The sequence below is a fragment of the Kosakonia sp. N21 genome, from assembly GCF_050587465.1.
Taxonomy (GTDB): Bacteria; Pseudomonadota; Gammaproteobacteria; order Enterobacterales; family Enterobacteriaceae.
On sequence record NZ_JBOBHR010000004.1, the window covers coordinates 335130 to 349745 of the forward strand.

At 55.5% G+C, this 14616-nt stretch carries 14 protein-coding genes and 1 other annotated feature; of the genes, 5 read left to right on the forward strand and 9 right to left on the reverse strand.

Annotated features, from left to right (window positions below; all coding sequences use genetic code 11):
• Positions 1-153 precede the first annotated feature (153 nt).
• Complete coding sequence (gene ompW / locus ACQ3G7_RS11845) at positions 154-789, forward strand: outer membrane protein OmpW (RefSeq protein WP_430889935.1); 636 nt, start codon at positions 154-156, stop codon at positions 787-789.
• 39 nt (positions 790-828) lie between these two features.
• Here ompW and ACQ3G7_RS11850 read toward each other — a convergent pair whose 3' ends face one another.
• The 6 genes from ACQ3G7_RS11850 to ACQ3G7_RS11875 all read right to left on the reverse strand — a co-directional run bounded on the left by ACQ3G7_RS11850 (position 829) and on the right by ACQ3G7_RS11875 (position 8747).
• Positions 829-2079, reverse strand: a complete 1251-nt coding sequence (locus ACQ3G7_RS11850) for a chloride channel protein (protein WP_430889936.1) — start codon at positions 2077-2079, stop codon at positions 829-831.
• 134 nt (positions 2080-2213) lie between these two features.
• Positions 2214-3023, reverse strand: a complete 810-nt coding sequence (gene trpA / locus ACQ3G7_RS11855) for a tryptophan synthase subunit alpha (RefSeq protein ID WP_430889937.1) — start codon at positions 3021-3023, stop codon at positions 2214-2216.
• Positions 3023-4216, reverse strand: a complete 1194-nt coding sequence (gene trpB, locus ACQ3G7_RS11860; protein ID WP_263100673.1) for a tryptophan synthase subunit beta — start codon at positions 4214-4216, stop codon at positions 3023-3025. The genes trpA and trpB overlap by 1 nt, the downstream gene beginning before the upstream one ends.
• A gap of 11 nt (positions 4217-4227) precedes the next feature.
• A complete protein-coding gene (trpCF, locus tag ACQ3G7_RS11865; protein WP_430889938.1) occupies positions 4228-5586 on the reverse strand; it encodes a bifunctional indole-3-glycerol-phosphate synthase TrpC/phosphoribosylanthranilate isomerase TrpF in 1359 nt (452 codons plus the stop codon).
• A 3-nt stretch (positions 5587-5589) separates the two neighbouring features.
• Positions 5590-7185, reverse strand: coding sequence for a bifunctional anthranilate synthase glutamate amidotransferase component TrpG/anthranilate phosphoribosyltransferase TrpD (trpD, locus tag ACQ3G7_RS11870; RefSeq protein ID WP_430889939.1), 1596 nt, complete (start codon positions 7183-7185; stop codon positions 5590-5592).
• Entirely contained in the window at positions 7185-8747 is a 1563-nt protein-coding gene (locus ACQ3G7_RS11875; RefSeq protein WP_430889940.1) for an anthranilate synthase component 1, read from the reverse strand. The genes trpD and ACQ3G7_RS11875 overlap by 1 nt, the downstream gene beginning before the upstream one ends.
• Before the next feature lie 22 nt (positions 8748-8769).
• Positions 8770-8864, reverse strand: a sequence feature (Trp leader region).
• Between the two features lie 160 nt (positions 8865-9024).
• Between ACQ3G7_RS11875 and rnm the strand changes: the two genes are divergently transcribed.
• The 3 genes from rnm (at position 9025) to rluB (ending at position 11498) form a co-directional block, all read left to right on the forward strand.
• Positions 9025-9906 (forward strand): RNase RNM, encoded by an 882-nt coding sequence (gene rnm / locus ACQ3G7_RS11880; protein WP_430889941.1) that lies wholly within the window; start codon positions 9025-9027, stop codon positions 9904-9906.
• Positions 9903-10523 (forward strand): L-threonylcarbamoyladenylate synthase, encoded by a 621-nt coding sequence (locus ACQ3G7_RS11885; protein WP_263100678.1) that lies wholly within the window; start codon positions 9903-9905, stop codon positions 10521-10523. Before rnm ends, ACQ3G7_RS11885 begins: the two co-directional genes overlap by 4 nt.
• 96 nt (positions 10524-10619) lie before the next feature.
• Positions 10620-11498, forward strand: a complete 879-nt coding sequence (gene rluB, locus ACQ3G7_RS11890) for a 23S rRNA pseudouridine(2605) synthase RluB (RefSeq protein ID WP_430889942.1) — start codon at positions 10620-10622, stop codon at positions 11496-11498.
• Positions 11499-11563: 65 nt separating this feature from the next.
• Here the strand turns inward: rluB and cobO are convergent, their stop codons facing one another.
• On the reverse strand, positions 11564-12154 hold the full coding sequence (gene cobO / locus ACQ3G7_RS11895; RefSeq protein WP_430889943.1) for a cob(I)yrinic acid a,c-diamide adenosyltransferase: 591 nt from the start codon (positions 12152-12154) through the stop codon (positions 11564-11566).
• Positions 12151-12909, reverse strand: a complete 759-nt coding sequence (locus tag ACQ3G7_RS11900) for a YciK family oxidoreductase (RefSeq protein ID WP_430889944.1) — start codon at positions 12907-12909, stop codon at positions 12151-12153. Before ACQ3G7_RS11900 ends, cobO begins: the two co-directional genes overlap by 4 nt.
• Positions 12910-13135: 226 nt before the next feature.
• On the opposite strand from ACQ3G7_RS11900, the gene sohB reads away from it, so the two are divergent.
• The gene (sohB, locus tag ACQ3G7_RS11905) at positions 13136-14182 is read left to right on the forward strand and encodes a protease SohB (RefSeq protein ID WP_430890131.1); all 1047 of its coding nucleotides are present in this window, start codon (positions 13136-13138) and stop codon (positions 14180-14182) included.
• Between the two features lie 34 nt (positions 14183-14216).
• Here the strand turns inward: sohB and ACQ3G7_RS11910 are convergent, their stop codons facing one another.
• Positions 14217-14468: a YciN family protein gene (locus ACQ3G7_RS11910; protein WP_263100683.1), complete on the reverse strand. Its 252-nt coding sequence runs from the start codon at positions 14466-14468 to the stop codon at positions 14217-14219.
• Between the last annotated feature and the right edge of the window lie 148 nt (positions 14469-14616).

Below are 14616 nucleotides of genomic sequence, written 5' to 3' on the forward strand. Positions count from 1 at the left end.
AATACAAAAGTTAATGATTGTGTCTGGCGGTAAAAATTATCTCAGATCAATGAATGTTAAATTACAGCATCAAGTGTGATCTGTGTTAGATCACTTTGTACTCAGTTGTAGGTATATTCACGGCGCGTTAAAAACCCTAATCATGGAGTGGATATGAAAAAATTAGCCGTGGCAGCATTGATTCTGGGCAGTCTTTCCGGGGGCGCGTACGCGCACGAAGCAGGCGAATTTTTCTTTCGTGCCGGTTCCGCCACCGTCCGTCCGACAGCAGGTTCTGATAATGTGTTGGGCAGTCTGGGCAGCTTTAATGTCAGCAACAATACCCAACTGGGTCTCACGATGACGTGGATGGCAACCGATAATGTCGGTGTTGAACTGCTGGCGGCAACGCCATTTCGCCACCACGTAGGCACGAAACCCACCGGCGATATCGCCACCGTCAGTCATCTTCCGCCGACCTTGATGGCGCAATGGTATTTTGGCGATGCCAAAAGCGCTGTGCGGCCTTATATCGGCGCGGGCATCAACTACACCACCTTCTTTAACGAAAAATTCAACGATACCGGTAAAGAGGCGGGGCTTTCCGACTTAAGCCTGAAAGACTCCTGGGGTGCGGCCGGGCAGGTGGGGCTGGACTACTTAATCAACCGCGACTGGCTGATTAACATGTCGGTGTGGTACATGGATATTGATACGGATGTGCGCTTTAAACACAACGGTCAGCAGCAGAGTGTCAGCACGCGTCTGGATCCGTGGGTGTTTATGTTCTCCGCAGGTTACCGTTTCTGATCAGGACGCACAAGGCTGGTCAATGAACGACCAGCCTTTTTACTCCGCTTTCTCGCAATAACGGCAGCTCATATAGGCACCCGCCACACATAACGTCAGCGGCACAAAAAAGCTGAAGTCCATCCCGGTGAACTCCATCAGCAGCACGATGGCGGTCAGCGGCATCTGCATTGAGGACGCCAGAAAGGCCGCGCCCCCTGTCAGCGCGAATTCCGCCATATCCGCGTTGGGGAAAAAGGATCCAACAATCAGGAACATCAGTGCGCCAAGCAACGCGCCAATCGCCAGGCCGGGTGTCAGCAAGCCACCTTCCGCACCGCTACGTAACACCAGCCAGATGCTCAATACTTTCAGGCTAATCAGGATCGCTGCCAATGGCAACGTTACGCCGCCGCCGAAGCTCAACTGCACCGGGCCGCGTCCGTTTCCCGGCAACTGGGGAAACCAGATTGAGAGCAGACCAAGGCAGGTAAAAGCGATAAAACAGAATACGGGCATCTGCCAGTTACTTTTGACCTGTCTCCGCGCGGTTTTCGTCATGCGCCGGAAAAGGCTTGCCGCATAACCGAAAAGCGGGCCTGAGAGCATTGCCCAAACGATAAGCGAAAAGGGCGCTTCCGGGGCGCTAAAGAGATACTGGCGCTCATTGCCCAATACCAGTGACGCGACGAATGCGGCAACGGCTGACGTGACGACAGCCGCGATTACTGCATCCCAACTGATCGTAACTAGCAACACTTCCAGCGTGAAAATTGCGCCAGCAAGTGGAACATTATAGACAGCAGCCAGCCCTGCGCCCGCACCACAGGCAATCACCCGTTTTGTCTCCTGTTCACTCAACCCGCAATAGCGGGCGATGCTGCCACCAAACAGTGCGCCAACTTCGCGGGGCGCACTTTCTCTGCCTAGCGGAGAGCCCATCGCGACGGTAATGACCTGAAGAAAGGCATGGCACAACGTGGTGACGGTGGGCATCGGCTGCGTGACATCGTTCACTGCGGTACCGACACTGACGCGTTTTTTTGCATAACGCGCCAGTAGCCACCACCCACAACCCGCAACAATCCCTGCTGCGCTGAGCACTGCCAGACGGCGCAGCGCGCTGGCATCGCTTACCCCCTGCAGGAAAGGCGGCCCGCCAATCAGCGACCGCTGGCTGTAGCCAAAAGCCAGATGCTGGATTTCATGTAGCAGAAGGGCTATCAACATCCCTGCCACCCCGGCAAGAACGCCGGTCAACAGTAGCGCTATCCATTGGCTTTGCCAGATCGGGGAATCGGTTTTACGCATCACGGTCATATCTGTTGTGGGGAGTCGTCGTTGCTATTATCCCACAGAAAATATGAACCTTTTAACAATGTGTTATGCAAATCAGGACACAAAGACAGGCGATCACCGCCCGACGGATCGGGCGGTGTGAGGGATTAACGGGGTAACGTCGCGGCTTTCATCTGCTGAGCAAAGGTTTTCAACTCTGCCAGCATGGCAGCAGGATTATTGAGGTTGTTTTCAATGATCTTCACGGTGGCGGAACCGGAGATCGCCCCGGCAGCCCCTGCGTTAATTGCCGATGACACCTGGTCCGGCGCAGAAATACCGAACCCCTGTAATGCTGGCGCAGCATGGTATTCGGCCAGCTTCTCCACCAGATGATGCAGCGGCAGCGCGGCGCGGTTTTCCGCACCGGTCACACCCGCACGAGACAACAGGTAGGTGTAACCACGTCCGTAGGAGGCAATCTGACGCAGCAGATCATCATCGGCGTTCGGTGGGCAGATAAAAATAGGCGCAACATTATGGCGCATTGCCGCCTGGCGGAAGGGGGCGGACTCTTCGATGGGGACATCCGCAACCAGCACCGAATCGACGCCCACTTTTGCGCACTGAGCGTAAAACTCATCAATACCGCGATTAAACACCAGGTTGGCGTACATCAGCAGGCCGATCGGAATGGCCGGGTGTTTCTGACGAATGGCCGCCAGCATTTCAAAACACTGGGTCGGCGTGACGCCGGACGCAAACGCGCGCAGCGTCGCATTCTGGATGGTCGGGCCATCGGCCAGCGGGTCGGAAAAGGGGATCCCCAGTTCCAGTGCATCTGCCCCGGCTTCAATCAGCGTGTCGATGATCTTCAGCGACTGTTCCGGTGACGGATCGCCAAGCGTGACGAAGGGGACAAAAGCGCCTTCTTTGCGCGCGTTCAACTGTTTAAACAAGTTGTCATAACGTTCCATCAGATTTCCCCTCGCGCTTTCAGAATATCGTGTACGGTGAAGATGTCTTTGTCGCCGCGTCCGGAGAGGTTGACCACCAGCAACTGCTCTTTTTCCGGGTTTTCGCGCATCATTTTCAGCGCATGGGCAAGGGCATGGGAGGACTCCAGCGCCGGGATAATGCCTTCATGCAGACACAGGGTTTTGAAGGCGTCCAGGGCTTCATCATCGGTAATGGAGACATAGTCTGCGCGCCCGATGCTATTGAGATACGCATGCTGCGGCCCGACTGACGGGAAATCCAGCCCGGCGGAAATCGAGTAAGACTCTTCGATCTGGCCTTCGTCGGTTTGCATCATTGGCGACTTCATACCGAAGTAGATCCCCACGCGGCCATGTTTCAGCGGAGCGCCGTGCTCGCCGGTGTCGATACCGTGCCCGGCCGGTTCAACACCGATCAACCCGACAGCCGTTTCATTGATAAAGTCGGCAAACATACCAATGGCATTCGAGCCGCCGCCGACACAGGCGATGACGGCGTCTGGCAGGCGACCCTCTTTTTCGAGGATCTGTGCTTTGGTTTCCTCACCGATCATGCGCTGGAATTCACGCACAATGGTCGGGAAGGGATGCGGGCCGGCCGCCGTGCCCAGCATATAGTGCGCTGTCTCATAGCTGCCGGACCAGTCGCGCAGGGCTTCATTACAGGCATCCTTCAGGGTGGCGGAACCGCTGTGCACCGGGATCACTTCTGCGCCCATCAGACGCATACGGAAAACGTTCGGTGACTGGCGTTCAACGTCTTTTGCACCCATATAAATACGGCATTTCAGACCGAGCAGGGCGCTGGCGAGGGCCGACGCCACGCCGTGTTGACCGGCGCCGGTTTCGGCGATGATTTCCGTTTTACCCATGCGTTTTGCCAGCAGGGCCTGACCCAGAACCTGATTCGTTTTATGCGCGCCGCCGTGCAGCAGATCTTCACGCTTCAGATAGAGGGTGGTGCGGGTTCCGGCAGTAATGTTCTGACATTTGGTCAGCGCAGTCGGACGCCCGGCATAGTTTTTCAGCAGATCGGTAAATTGTTGCTGGAAGTCGGCATCGCTCTGGGCGCTGACAAACGCTTCTTCCAGTTGACGCAGTGCCGGCATCAGGATTTGCGGAACATACATTCCGCCAAACTCGCCAAAATACGGGTTCAGTAGTGTCGTCATTATCTCTTTCCTTAATAAGCGCGCAGCGTGCGGAACACCGAGGCCAGTTTGCTGGCATCTTTAATACCAGGTTCCGATTCCACGCCTGAATTAAAATCAAGTCCGGCACAGCCGGTTTTCGCCGCCTGTACGCAATTGTCCGCACCTAAACCGCCTGCCAGCAGGACATTATCGAGTTGCTCGCCCGCCAGCAGCGACCAGTCAAACTGTTTACCGCTGCCGCCCTGGCCATTGTCGAACAGGTATTTGTCCACCTGTTGCAGATGGCGTGACGGCAGGCTATCGCCAACACTGAGCGCTTTCCAGATTTGCGTCTGCGGCGGCAGTACTGCACGCAATGCATCGATATAACGCTGATCTTCGCTGCCGTGCAGTTGTACGGCGCACAGGCCCAGGTTGCTGGCTTTTGCCGCCACGTCTTCCACCGGAGCATCGCGGAAGACGCCAACGTATTGCAGCGGTGCGCCTTGCATAACAGCCTGCGCCTGCGCTTCATCGATTGCGCGGGGTGAACTGGCGACAAAAATCAGTCCGCCATAGATAGCGCCAGCCTGGTGGGCGGCATGCGCGTCTTCCGCGCGGGTTAAACCACAGACTTTATTCTCGCCCAGCAGTACGCGTTTAACCGCGGCATCCAGATCCTCGTGCGCCATTAACGCAGAACCAATCAAGAAGCCGTTAGCAAAATGGCTCAGTTCCCGTACCTGGGCATAGGTATTAATGCCCGATTCACTGATAACAGTCACCCCGGTGCCAAGGCGTGGCGCAAGCTGGCGAGTGCGATTCAGATCAATGGAGAGGTCGCGCAGATCGCGGTTGTTAATGCCCACGACTTTCGCTTCCAGCGCAATCGCGCGCTGCAGCTCCTCTTCGTTACTGACTTCCGTCAACACGCCCATATTCAGACTATGGGCCACGGCAGCCAACTGACGGTACTGCGTGTCATCCAGCACGGAGAGCATCAGCAGGCAGGCATCGGCCTGGTAATATCGCGCCAGATAAATTTGGTAGGCATCGATAATAAAGTCTTTGCACAGGATTGGCTGCGGCGCGATCCCGCTGACAATCGGCAGAAAATCAAAGCTACCCTGAAAATATTTCTCATCAGTCAGCACAGAAATGGCGGACGCATGATGTTTGTAGATCCCGGCGATACGGGCCGGGTCGAAATCATTACGGATCACCCTTTTTGAGGGCGAGGCTTTCTTGCACTCCAGGATAAATGCCGTGCGCGTCCCCTGCAGGGCGTCATAAAAACGGCGTGTGCTCGGTACCACTTCATTCTGGAAGCTGGCCAGTGGCTGCTGCTCCTTGCGTGCTGCAATCCATATGGCTTTATCCGCGACGATCTTCGCTAAAACGGTCTGCATTATTTATCCTCGTGCCGCCAGTGCGGTGACTTTGTCGTAGGCTGCTCCACTGTGCAGCACATCCAGTACTTTTTGCGTGTTGGCCTGTAAATCCTCTTCGCCGTGCAAACGCATCAGCATCGCGACGTTGGCGGCCACGGCGGCTTCGTGGGCTGCCTCGCCTTTACCTTGTAATAAGCGTGTCAGAATGTCACGGTTTTCTTCCGGTGTGCCGCCCGCCAGCGCCTCCTGGTGATAAGGCGTCAGGCCGAAGTCTGCGGCGGTCAACTGGTAACTTTTGATCTCGCCATCGTGTAACTCTGCTACCAGCGTTGGCGCATGCAGGGACACTTCATCCATACCGCCGCTGTGGACCACGGCGGCACGTTGATAACCCAGCACACGCAGCGTTTCGGCGATAGGCAGCACCAGTTCAGGGCTGTAGACGCCAATCAACGCCAGCGGCGGATGCGCCGGGTTAATCAATGGACCCAGTACGTTAAACAACGTGCGGGTTTTCAACTGCTGGCGGACGGGCATCGCATGGCGGAAACCGGTGTGATACTTCGGCGCGAACAGGAAGCACACGCCTAACTCATCCAGCGCATTGCGTGACTTGTCTGCATTCATATCGAGATTGATACCGAACGCAGCGAGTAAATCCGAAGAGCCGGAGCGGCTGGAGACGCTGCGGTTACCGTGTTTGGCCACTTTCAGTCCACAAGCAGCGGCGACAAAGGCGCTGGCGGTAGAAATATTAATGCTGTTGCTGCCGTCGCCACCGGTACCCACGATATCGGCGAAAGGATAGTCCGGGCGTGGGAATGGCGCGGCGTTTTCCAGCAAGGCGGTCGCTGCACCAGCGATCTCATTCGGGTGCTCACCACGGATCTTCATGCTGACCAGCGCGGCGGCCAGTTGTTCCGGTTTCAGTTCACCGCGCACCACCGCAGAAAAGAGCTGGTGGCTCTCCTGCTGGCTCAGCGTTTGCGCCTGATACAATTTTTCCAGAATCGGTTGCAGCGTATTGGTTTGCTCCAGTTTCTGTAGCGCCCATGCCAGCGTTTGCTCAAGCAGACGCGCGCCCTGGGTGGTCAGAATGGATTCCGGGTGAAACTGAAAACCGCATACGCGATCGGCGTCGTGACGGACCGCCATCACCATGCCATTAAAGTGTGCATTAATCGTCAGACCGGCCGGAATATTGCTCCCCACCAGCGAATGATAACGCGCTACCGGCAGCGGGTTGCTCAGGCCTGCAAACATCGCCTGACCATCATGCTCAATACTGGAGGCCTTACCGTGCAGGATTTCGCCCGCCTGGCCAACATAACCGCCGTAGGCTTCAACAATCGCCTGATGCCCAAGGCAGATGCCGATAATCGGCAACTTACCGCGCATGCGGGTCAGCAGTTCCGGCATACAACCCGCTTCGGATGGCGCGCCTGGCCCAGGAGAGAGCATCAACACCGGATTTTTCATGGTTGCCAGGCGATCAATTAAGGTTTGCGCGGGGACATGGTTGCGGTAAATCACCACGTTATGTCCACTCGCACGCAGCTGATCCGCCAGGTTATAGGTAAATGAGTCGATATTATCGAGCAGCAGAATGTCAGCCATCAGAACGTCTCCTGTGCATGATGTGCGGTGGCGATAGCGCGCAGAACCGCGCGGGCTTTGTTGCGGGTTTCGTCGGCTTCAGACTGCGGCACTGAATCCAGCACCACGCCTGCGCCGGCCTGCACGGTGGCGATGCCATCTTCAACCCATGCTGAGCGGATAACGATGCAGGTATCCAGATCGCCGTGGGCGGTAAAGTAACCCACTGCGCCGCCATAACTGCCGCGACGTGCGCCTTCCGCCTGAGCAATCAGTTGCATCGCGCGGACTTTCGGCGCGCCGCTCAGGGTACCCATGTTCATACAGGCGCGGTACGCGTGCAGCACGTCAAGATCCGCGCGCAATTCGCCCACCACGCGGGAAACCAGATGCATGACATAGGAGTAGCGGTCGACCTTGGTCAGATCGGCGACATAACGACTGCCTGGGGTACAGATCCGCGCCAGATCATTACGTGCTAAATCCACCAACATCAGGTGTTCTGACAGCTCCTTGTGGTCGGTACGCATATCGAGTTCGATACGGCTGTCGAGATCGCGATCCAGGGAACCGTCCGGGCGACGCCCGCGCGGGCGCGTACCTGCGATCGGGTAAATTTCGATCTGCCGATTGTTGGCATCGTACTTCAACGAACTTTCCGGTGACGCGCCGAACAGGGTGAAATCATCGTCCTGCATATAGAACATGTACGGACTGGGGTTGCTCTTTTTCAGCACTTCATAGGCCGCCAGCGGTGACGGGCAGGGCAAGGTGAAACGGCGTGAAGGCACCACCTGGAAAATTTCCCCTGCGCGAATCGCTTTTTGCATTTCGCGCACCACCGAGCCGTACTCTTCATCGCTCTGGTTGGTATCACAGCGCATATGTTCAACGGTAACCACTGGTAGCGGCGGTGCGTCGAGATCCAACTGCTGGCGCAGCGCCTCAATACGCTGGGTCAGGCGGGCTTTCTCGCTGGCGGCGTCGCTGAACAGACTGCACTGGATGCGGGTTTGCTGTTTCTGGTGGTCGATCACCAGTAAGGTTTCTGCGAGATAGAAACAGTAATCCGGGCAGCGGCGGTCGTGGGTAAGGGCCGGTAAATCTTCAAAGCCGGCGACCAGGTCATAGGCAAACAGCCCGCCAAAAAACATCGCTTCGCGTTCATCGGCCGGCACCACCACCAGGTCCTGCAACAGGCGGAAGGCGTCAAAAACCGAGAGTGAACAGAGGCGGGCATCTTCATCAAGCAGCGTGCTGACAGGCGGGAAGCGCAGCTCACGTCCATCAGTGGAAATCGTATTTTCTACACCGGCCGGAAGCGCGGCATCCAGCAGGGGCAATAATGCTGCGCCGTTAGCGGTCAGGGCTCTGATAGTGACAGTGTCACCTAAAGCGGTAATTCGCAGTGCAGCATCGACCAGCAGCAGGCTTTTTAAATCATTTTTGCTGTCGATATCCGCAGACTCCAGCAGTAATGTTGCCGGGCGTGCGCCGCAGAGCTGGTGGAACAGCGCCGTTGGGTTACCCCGATAGGCGGCGTTGCTGGTCAGAAGTTCGAGTGCCGGTTTTTGCGTTTGCATAATCGCTCTCATTAATTTGTTCAAAAAAAAGCCCGCTGTATGAGCGGGCCGGGGTATCGGTATGCTGAATGCGCACGTGATCTCACAGCCCTGTCAGGGAGTGCGCCACCAACGATTAGCGGAGAAATGTGCATTCATTTTAGGATACCTTGTCGTGTGAACTTGCGTACTAGTTAACTGGTTCGGTGAGGGAATGTCAACCCTCGGATTCAGAAAAACATGGCGAACCGTTATGATATGGGACAAACAGTTATCCTGATAAATTAGCGGAGCCGCTTTGAGCGACACGAATTACGCCATTATTTATGACCTCCACAGCCACACGACGGCTTCCGACGGTCTGCTTTCCCCGGAACAACTGGTGCATCGCGCCGTCGACATGCGTGTGGGCACGCTGGCGATCACCGACCATGATTGCACCGACGCCATTCCTGCGGCGCAGGCAGAAATTGCCCGTGCGGGGTTAAACCTGCAACTGATTACCGGCGTGGAGATCTCCACGGTCTGGGAAAATCACGAAATTCACATTGTTGGCTTGAATATCGACATTGACCATCCGCAAATGCGCGACTTTTTGCAGGCGCAATCAGAACGGCGGTTGCAGCGTGCGAAGCTTATCGCTGAACGCCTGGAAAAGGCGCACATTGCTGGTGCGTGGGAAGGGGCACAACGCCTGGCGCAGGGCGCTTCGGTAACACGTGGCCATTTCGCCCGTTACCTGGTCGAAATGGGTAAGGCAAATACGATGGCTGACGTCTTCAAAAAGTACCTTGCCCGCGGGAAAACCGGATATGTTCCTCCGCAGTGGTGTACAATAGAACAAGCTATTGAAGTGATTCATCATTCTGGCGGAACGGCAGTACTGGCCCATCCCGGGCGTTATAACCTGTCCGCTAAATGGTTGAAAAGACTGCTGGCGCATTTTGCTCAAAGCGGCGGTGAGGCAATGGAAGTTGCCCAATGCCAGCAGGCTCCTAATGAACGTGCACAGCTAGCCCTTTATGCACGTCAGTTTGGTTTGCTGGCGTCGCAAGGATCGGATTTCCACCAGCCCTGCCCGTGGATCGAACTGGGGCGTAAGCTCTGGCTCCCTGCCGGGGTTGACGGTGTCTGGCAACGCTGGGAGCAGCCGCAGAACACCACAGAGAGGGAAGTATGAGTCAGTTTTTTTATATTCATCCGGAAAACCCGCAACCGCGCCTGATTAATCAGGCGGTGGACATTGTGCGCAAGGGCGGTGTGATCGTCTATCCCACCGACTCCGGTTATGCGCTGGGGTGCAAAATTGAAGATAAAAGCGCGATGGAGCGAATTTGTCGTATTCGCCATCTGCCGGATGGTCACAACTTCACGCTGATGTGCCGCGATTTGTCCGAACTCTCGACCTATGCGTTCGTAGACAATATCGCCTTTCGGCTGATCAAAAATAACACTCCAGGCAATTACACCTTTATCCTCAAGGGGACGAAGGACGTGCCGCGTCGTTTATTGCAGGAAAAACGCAAGACCATTGGTTTGCGTGTGCCGTCGAATCCGATTGCACTGGCCCTGCTGGAAGCGCTCAATGAACCGATGCTTTCAACCTCTCTGATGCTGCCGGGCAGTGATTTTACTGAATCGGATCCCGATGAAATCAAAGATCGTCTGGAGAAGCTGGTGGATTTGATCATCCATGGCGGCTATCTCGGCCAGCAGCCAACAACGGTGGTGGACTTAACGGATGATGCGCCGGTGGTGATCCGTGAAGGTGTTGGCGACGTTAAGCCTTTCTTATAGCGGCGCAAGTCGCTATACTACGCGGCCATTTCAGCGGCATTGCCGTACTGATGACCCTATTCGACGCCTGTGAAGGCGACACCTGAAGGATGCTCTATGAGCGAGAAACTACAGAAAGTGCTGGCGCGAGCTGGCCACGGTTCCCGCCGTGAAATCGAATCTATTATTGAAGCCGGCCGCGTCAGCGTGGACGGCAAAATTGCGACACTGGGCGACCGTGTGGATGTGACGCCGGGGCTGAAAATCCGTATTGATGGTCATCTCATTTCGGTCAAAGAGTCCGTTGAGCAGATTTGCCGCGTGCTGGCGTATTACAAACCGGAAGGTGAGCTCTGCACGCGCAACGATCCGGAAGGTCGTCCGACAGTGTTTGACCGTCTGCCGAAACTGCGCGGTGCGCGCTGGATCGCGGTAGGCCGTCTCGACGTCAATACCTGCGGTCTGTTGCTGTTCACCACAGACGGTGAACTGGCAAACCGATTAATGCACCCGAGCCGTGAAGTTGAGCGCGAGTATGCTGTGCGCGTGTTCGGCGAAGTTGATGACAATAAAGTGCGCGAACTGGCGCGTGGCGTGCAACTGGAAGACGGTCCGGCCGCCTTCAAAACCATTAAATTCAGCGGTGGCGAAGGGATTAACCAGTGGTACAACGTAACGTTGACCGAAGGCCGTAACCGTGAAGTGCGCCGCCTGTGGGAAGCGGTTGGCGTGCAGGTGAGTCGTCTTATCCGCGTTCGTTACGGTGACATTCCTCTGCCAAAAGGTCTGCCGCGTGGCGGCTGGACGGAATTGGATCTCGCGCAAACCAACTACCTGCGTGAGCTGGTTGGGCTGGAAGCGGAAACGCAGTCGAAAGTGGCGGTAGAAAAAGATCGTCGCCGCATGAAAGCCAATCAAATCCGTCGTGCCGTGAAACGCCACAGCCAGCCAGCAGGTAACCGCCGCGCTGCAGGTGGACGCACGAAGAACGATTAAAATAAAAAAGGGGCGAAAGCCCCTTTTTTGTTGCAGGAAACAGCAGTGAAAAACAGGGCGCGGTGTTAATAATCGATGCCGATTTGCGCTTTTACGCCCGCTTCGAAGGCATGTTTGACCGGGCGTAATTCACTGACCGTATCAGCAATTTCCAGGATATCCCGGTGACAACCCCGGCCAGTGATGATCACTGTCTGCGTCGCCGGGCGGTTAGTTAATGCCGTCAGCACTGTCTCCAGTGGCAGATAATCGTAGGCCACCATATAGGTCAGTTCATCCAGCAACACCAGATCAAGCTGCGGGTCCGCCAGCATACGCTCGGCATGTTGCCATACAGCGAGGCACGCTGCGGTATCGCTTTCGCGGTTCTGCGTATCCCACGTAAAACCGGTCGCCATGACCTGAAACTCTACGCCCAGCGGTTCCAGCAAGTTACGTTCGCCGTTTGGCCAGGTACCCTTAATAAACTGAATGACGCCCACTTTTTTGTTATGCCCAACCGCGCGGGTCGCGGTGCCGAATGCGGCGGTGGTTTTGCCCTTACCGTTGCCGGTGAAGACAATAATAATCCCACGCTCATCCTGTGCCGCGGCAACGCGGGCATCAACACGATCTTTTACCCGCTGTTGGCGCTGTTGATAACGTTCATCGCTCATTGTGACATTCCTGGTTTGCGCCCGGGCTGCGCATCAAAGCTCATACCCGTTTTGCGGCGGCTGTCATCGCCCATCAGCCACAGGTAAAGCGGCATGATATCGGCAGGTGTTTTTAGTTTTTGCGGATCTTCCGTCGGGAAAGCACTGGCGCGCATGTTGGTGCGTGTACCGCCTGGATTGATGCAGTTGACCCGTAACCGGTTCTGGTACTCCTCTGCCAGCACCTGCATCATGCCTTCCGTCGCGAACTTCGAGACGGCATACGCGCCCCAGTTAGCACGCCCTTGTCGCCCAACGCTGGAAGAGGTAAACACCAGCGAGCCACTTTCAGATCGCAGTAATAAAGGAAGCAGCGCCTGGGTGAGATAAAACGTGGCGTTAATATTGACCTGCATGACCTCATCCCAGACGGCGGGAACCTGCTCGCTCATCGGTGCGACATCGCCCAGCACGCCTGCATTATGCAGTACGCCGTCGAGGCGTGGCGCATCAGCGGCAATGGCCTCCGCCAGTTGTTGGCAGGTTTGCGGTGTGCAGGTTGCCATATCCAGCGTGAACCACTGCGCGTGCTGGCCTTCTTGTTCACGGATAGTCTGCGCGACCTGGCGCAATTTTTCTTCATTACGCCCCAGCAGGATGACGCTGGCGCCGTAACGGGCGTAAGTCAGGGCCGCTTCTTTACCGATACCATCGCTGGCACCGGTCACAAGAATGATTCGGTCGTTTAAAAGATCGCGTTGTGGCTGATAGTGCACGCTGTCTCCTCAGGCCCGGGCCTGTATTTCACATCATATGTTGGCTTTATGCCTTAAACAGAGGGGCATTTCAATCGGTCAAGCGGAGAGTTGGACAAGGTTTACGCCGCAGAGTCGTAAAAAATTCAGTCACATGCCGCAAAAGGTCAATCGCTTACGCGAGACGCGCCGAAAGGGCTCATGTACACTGGAGCGATTGTTGAGTGGTGTAATCGAGGTGGTACGCGTGGAATTACTGTCTGAATATGGTTTGTTTTTGGCCAAGATCGCGACCGTAGTTGTGGCGATTGCGGTGGTCGCGGTGCTTATTGTTAACCTGACGCAGCGTAAGCGCCAGCGGGGTGAACTACGGGTCACTCGTCTGAGCGATCAATATAAAGAGATGCAGGAGGAGATGTCCGCAGCATTGCTGGATGACCACCAACAGAAACAGTGGCAAAAAGCGCGCAAGAAAAAGCTGAAGCTGGAGGCTAAAGCGGCAAAAGCGAGAGCCAAAGCCGGGGAAGCGGATGAAAAAGGGAAATCCCGCGTTTATGTGCTGGATTTTAAAGGCAGTATGGATGCCGGCGAGGTTAGCGCCCTCCGTGAAGAGATCACGGCCGTGTTGACGGTAGCGAAGCCGCAGGATCAGGTGATTGTCCGTCTGGAAAGCCCTGGCGGCGTGGTTCATGGTTATGGTCTTGCTGCATCGCAGTTGCAGCGCCTGCGTGACAGGCAGATCCCGCTGACTATCGCCGTGGATAAAGTGGCCGCCAGCGGTGGCTATATGATGGCCTGCGTGGCGGATAAAATTGTCGCCGCGCCGTTTGCCATCATCGGCTCTATTGGCGTGGTTGCGCAAATCCCGAACTTTAACCGCTTCCTGAAAGGGAAAGAGATCGATATCGAACTGCATACCGCCGGGCAGTTTAAACGCACGCTGACGCTGTTAGGTGAAAACACAGAAGAAGGGCGGCAAAAATTTCGTGAAAGTCTGAACGAAACTCACGATCTGTTTAAAGGCTTCGTTAGCCAGATGCGTCCCGGTCTGGATATTGAAAAAGTGGCGACCGGCGAACACTGGTACGGTTCGCAAGCGCTGGAGAACGGCTTAATTGACGCGATTGGCACCAGCGATGAACTGCTGCTCGGGCTGCTCGAAGACCATGAGGTCATTGGCATTCGTTATCAACAGCGGAAGAAACTGATGGAGCGTTTTACCGGCAGTGCGACAGAGAGTATCGACCATTTGCTGATGCGCTGGTGGCAGCGAGGGCAAAAACCGCTTATGTAAACAAAAACGCGAGGCTTCGGCCTCGCGTTTTTGTTTAATCAATCAGATGATATTTTTCAGAGAGTTCGTGAGCTAAGTATTTGAACATATTAAATACCGCTGTGCTTTTCGCCGTCGGCAAACCCTGTTCATCCAGATAGTATTCACCGCTGAACACCAGTACACCGTTACGCTGGGTAACATTTGTGGCCTCTATACCGGCAAGGGTGTCTTCATGATCGCGGATAAGTTGATTAGCCAGTTCAAGCAGAGCCTGGCGGTCAATAGGCTGAGATGTACCTTGCATTTTTCTACTCCTTAAAAATTCTGTCAGTCTACGCCGGGCACCGCTCAGGAGCAAATTTTCCCTGTTTTTGCAATGGGTTTGCTCAGCGGTTGTGCTGGCGTGATTTGATTTTGCATGCTAATAAAGTTGCGTAACAAATTTTATCAGG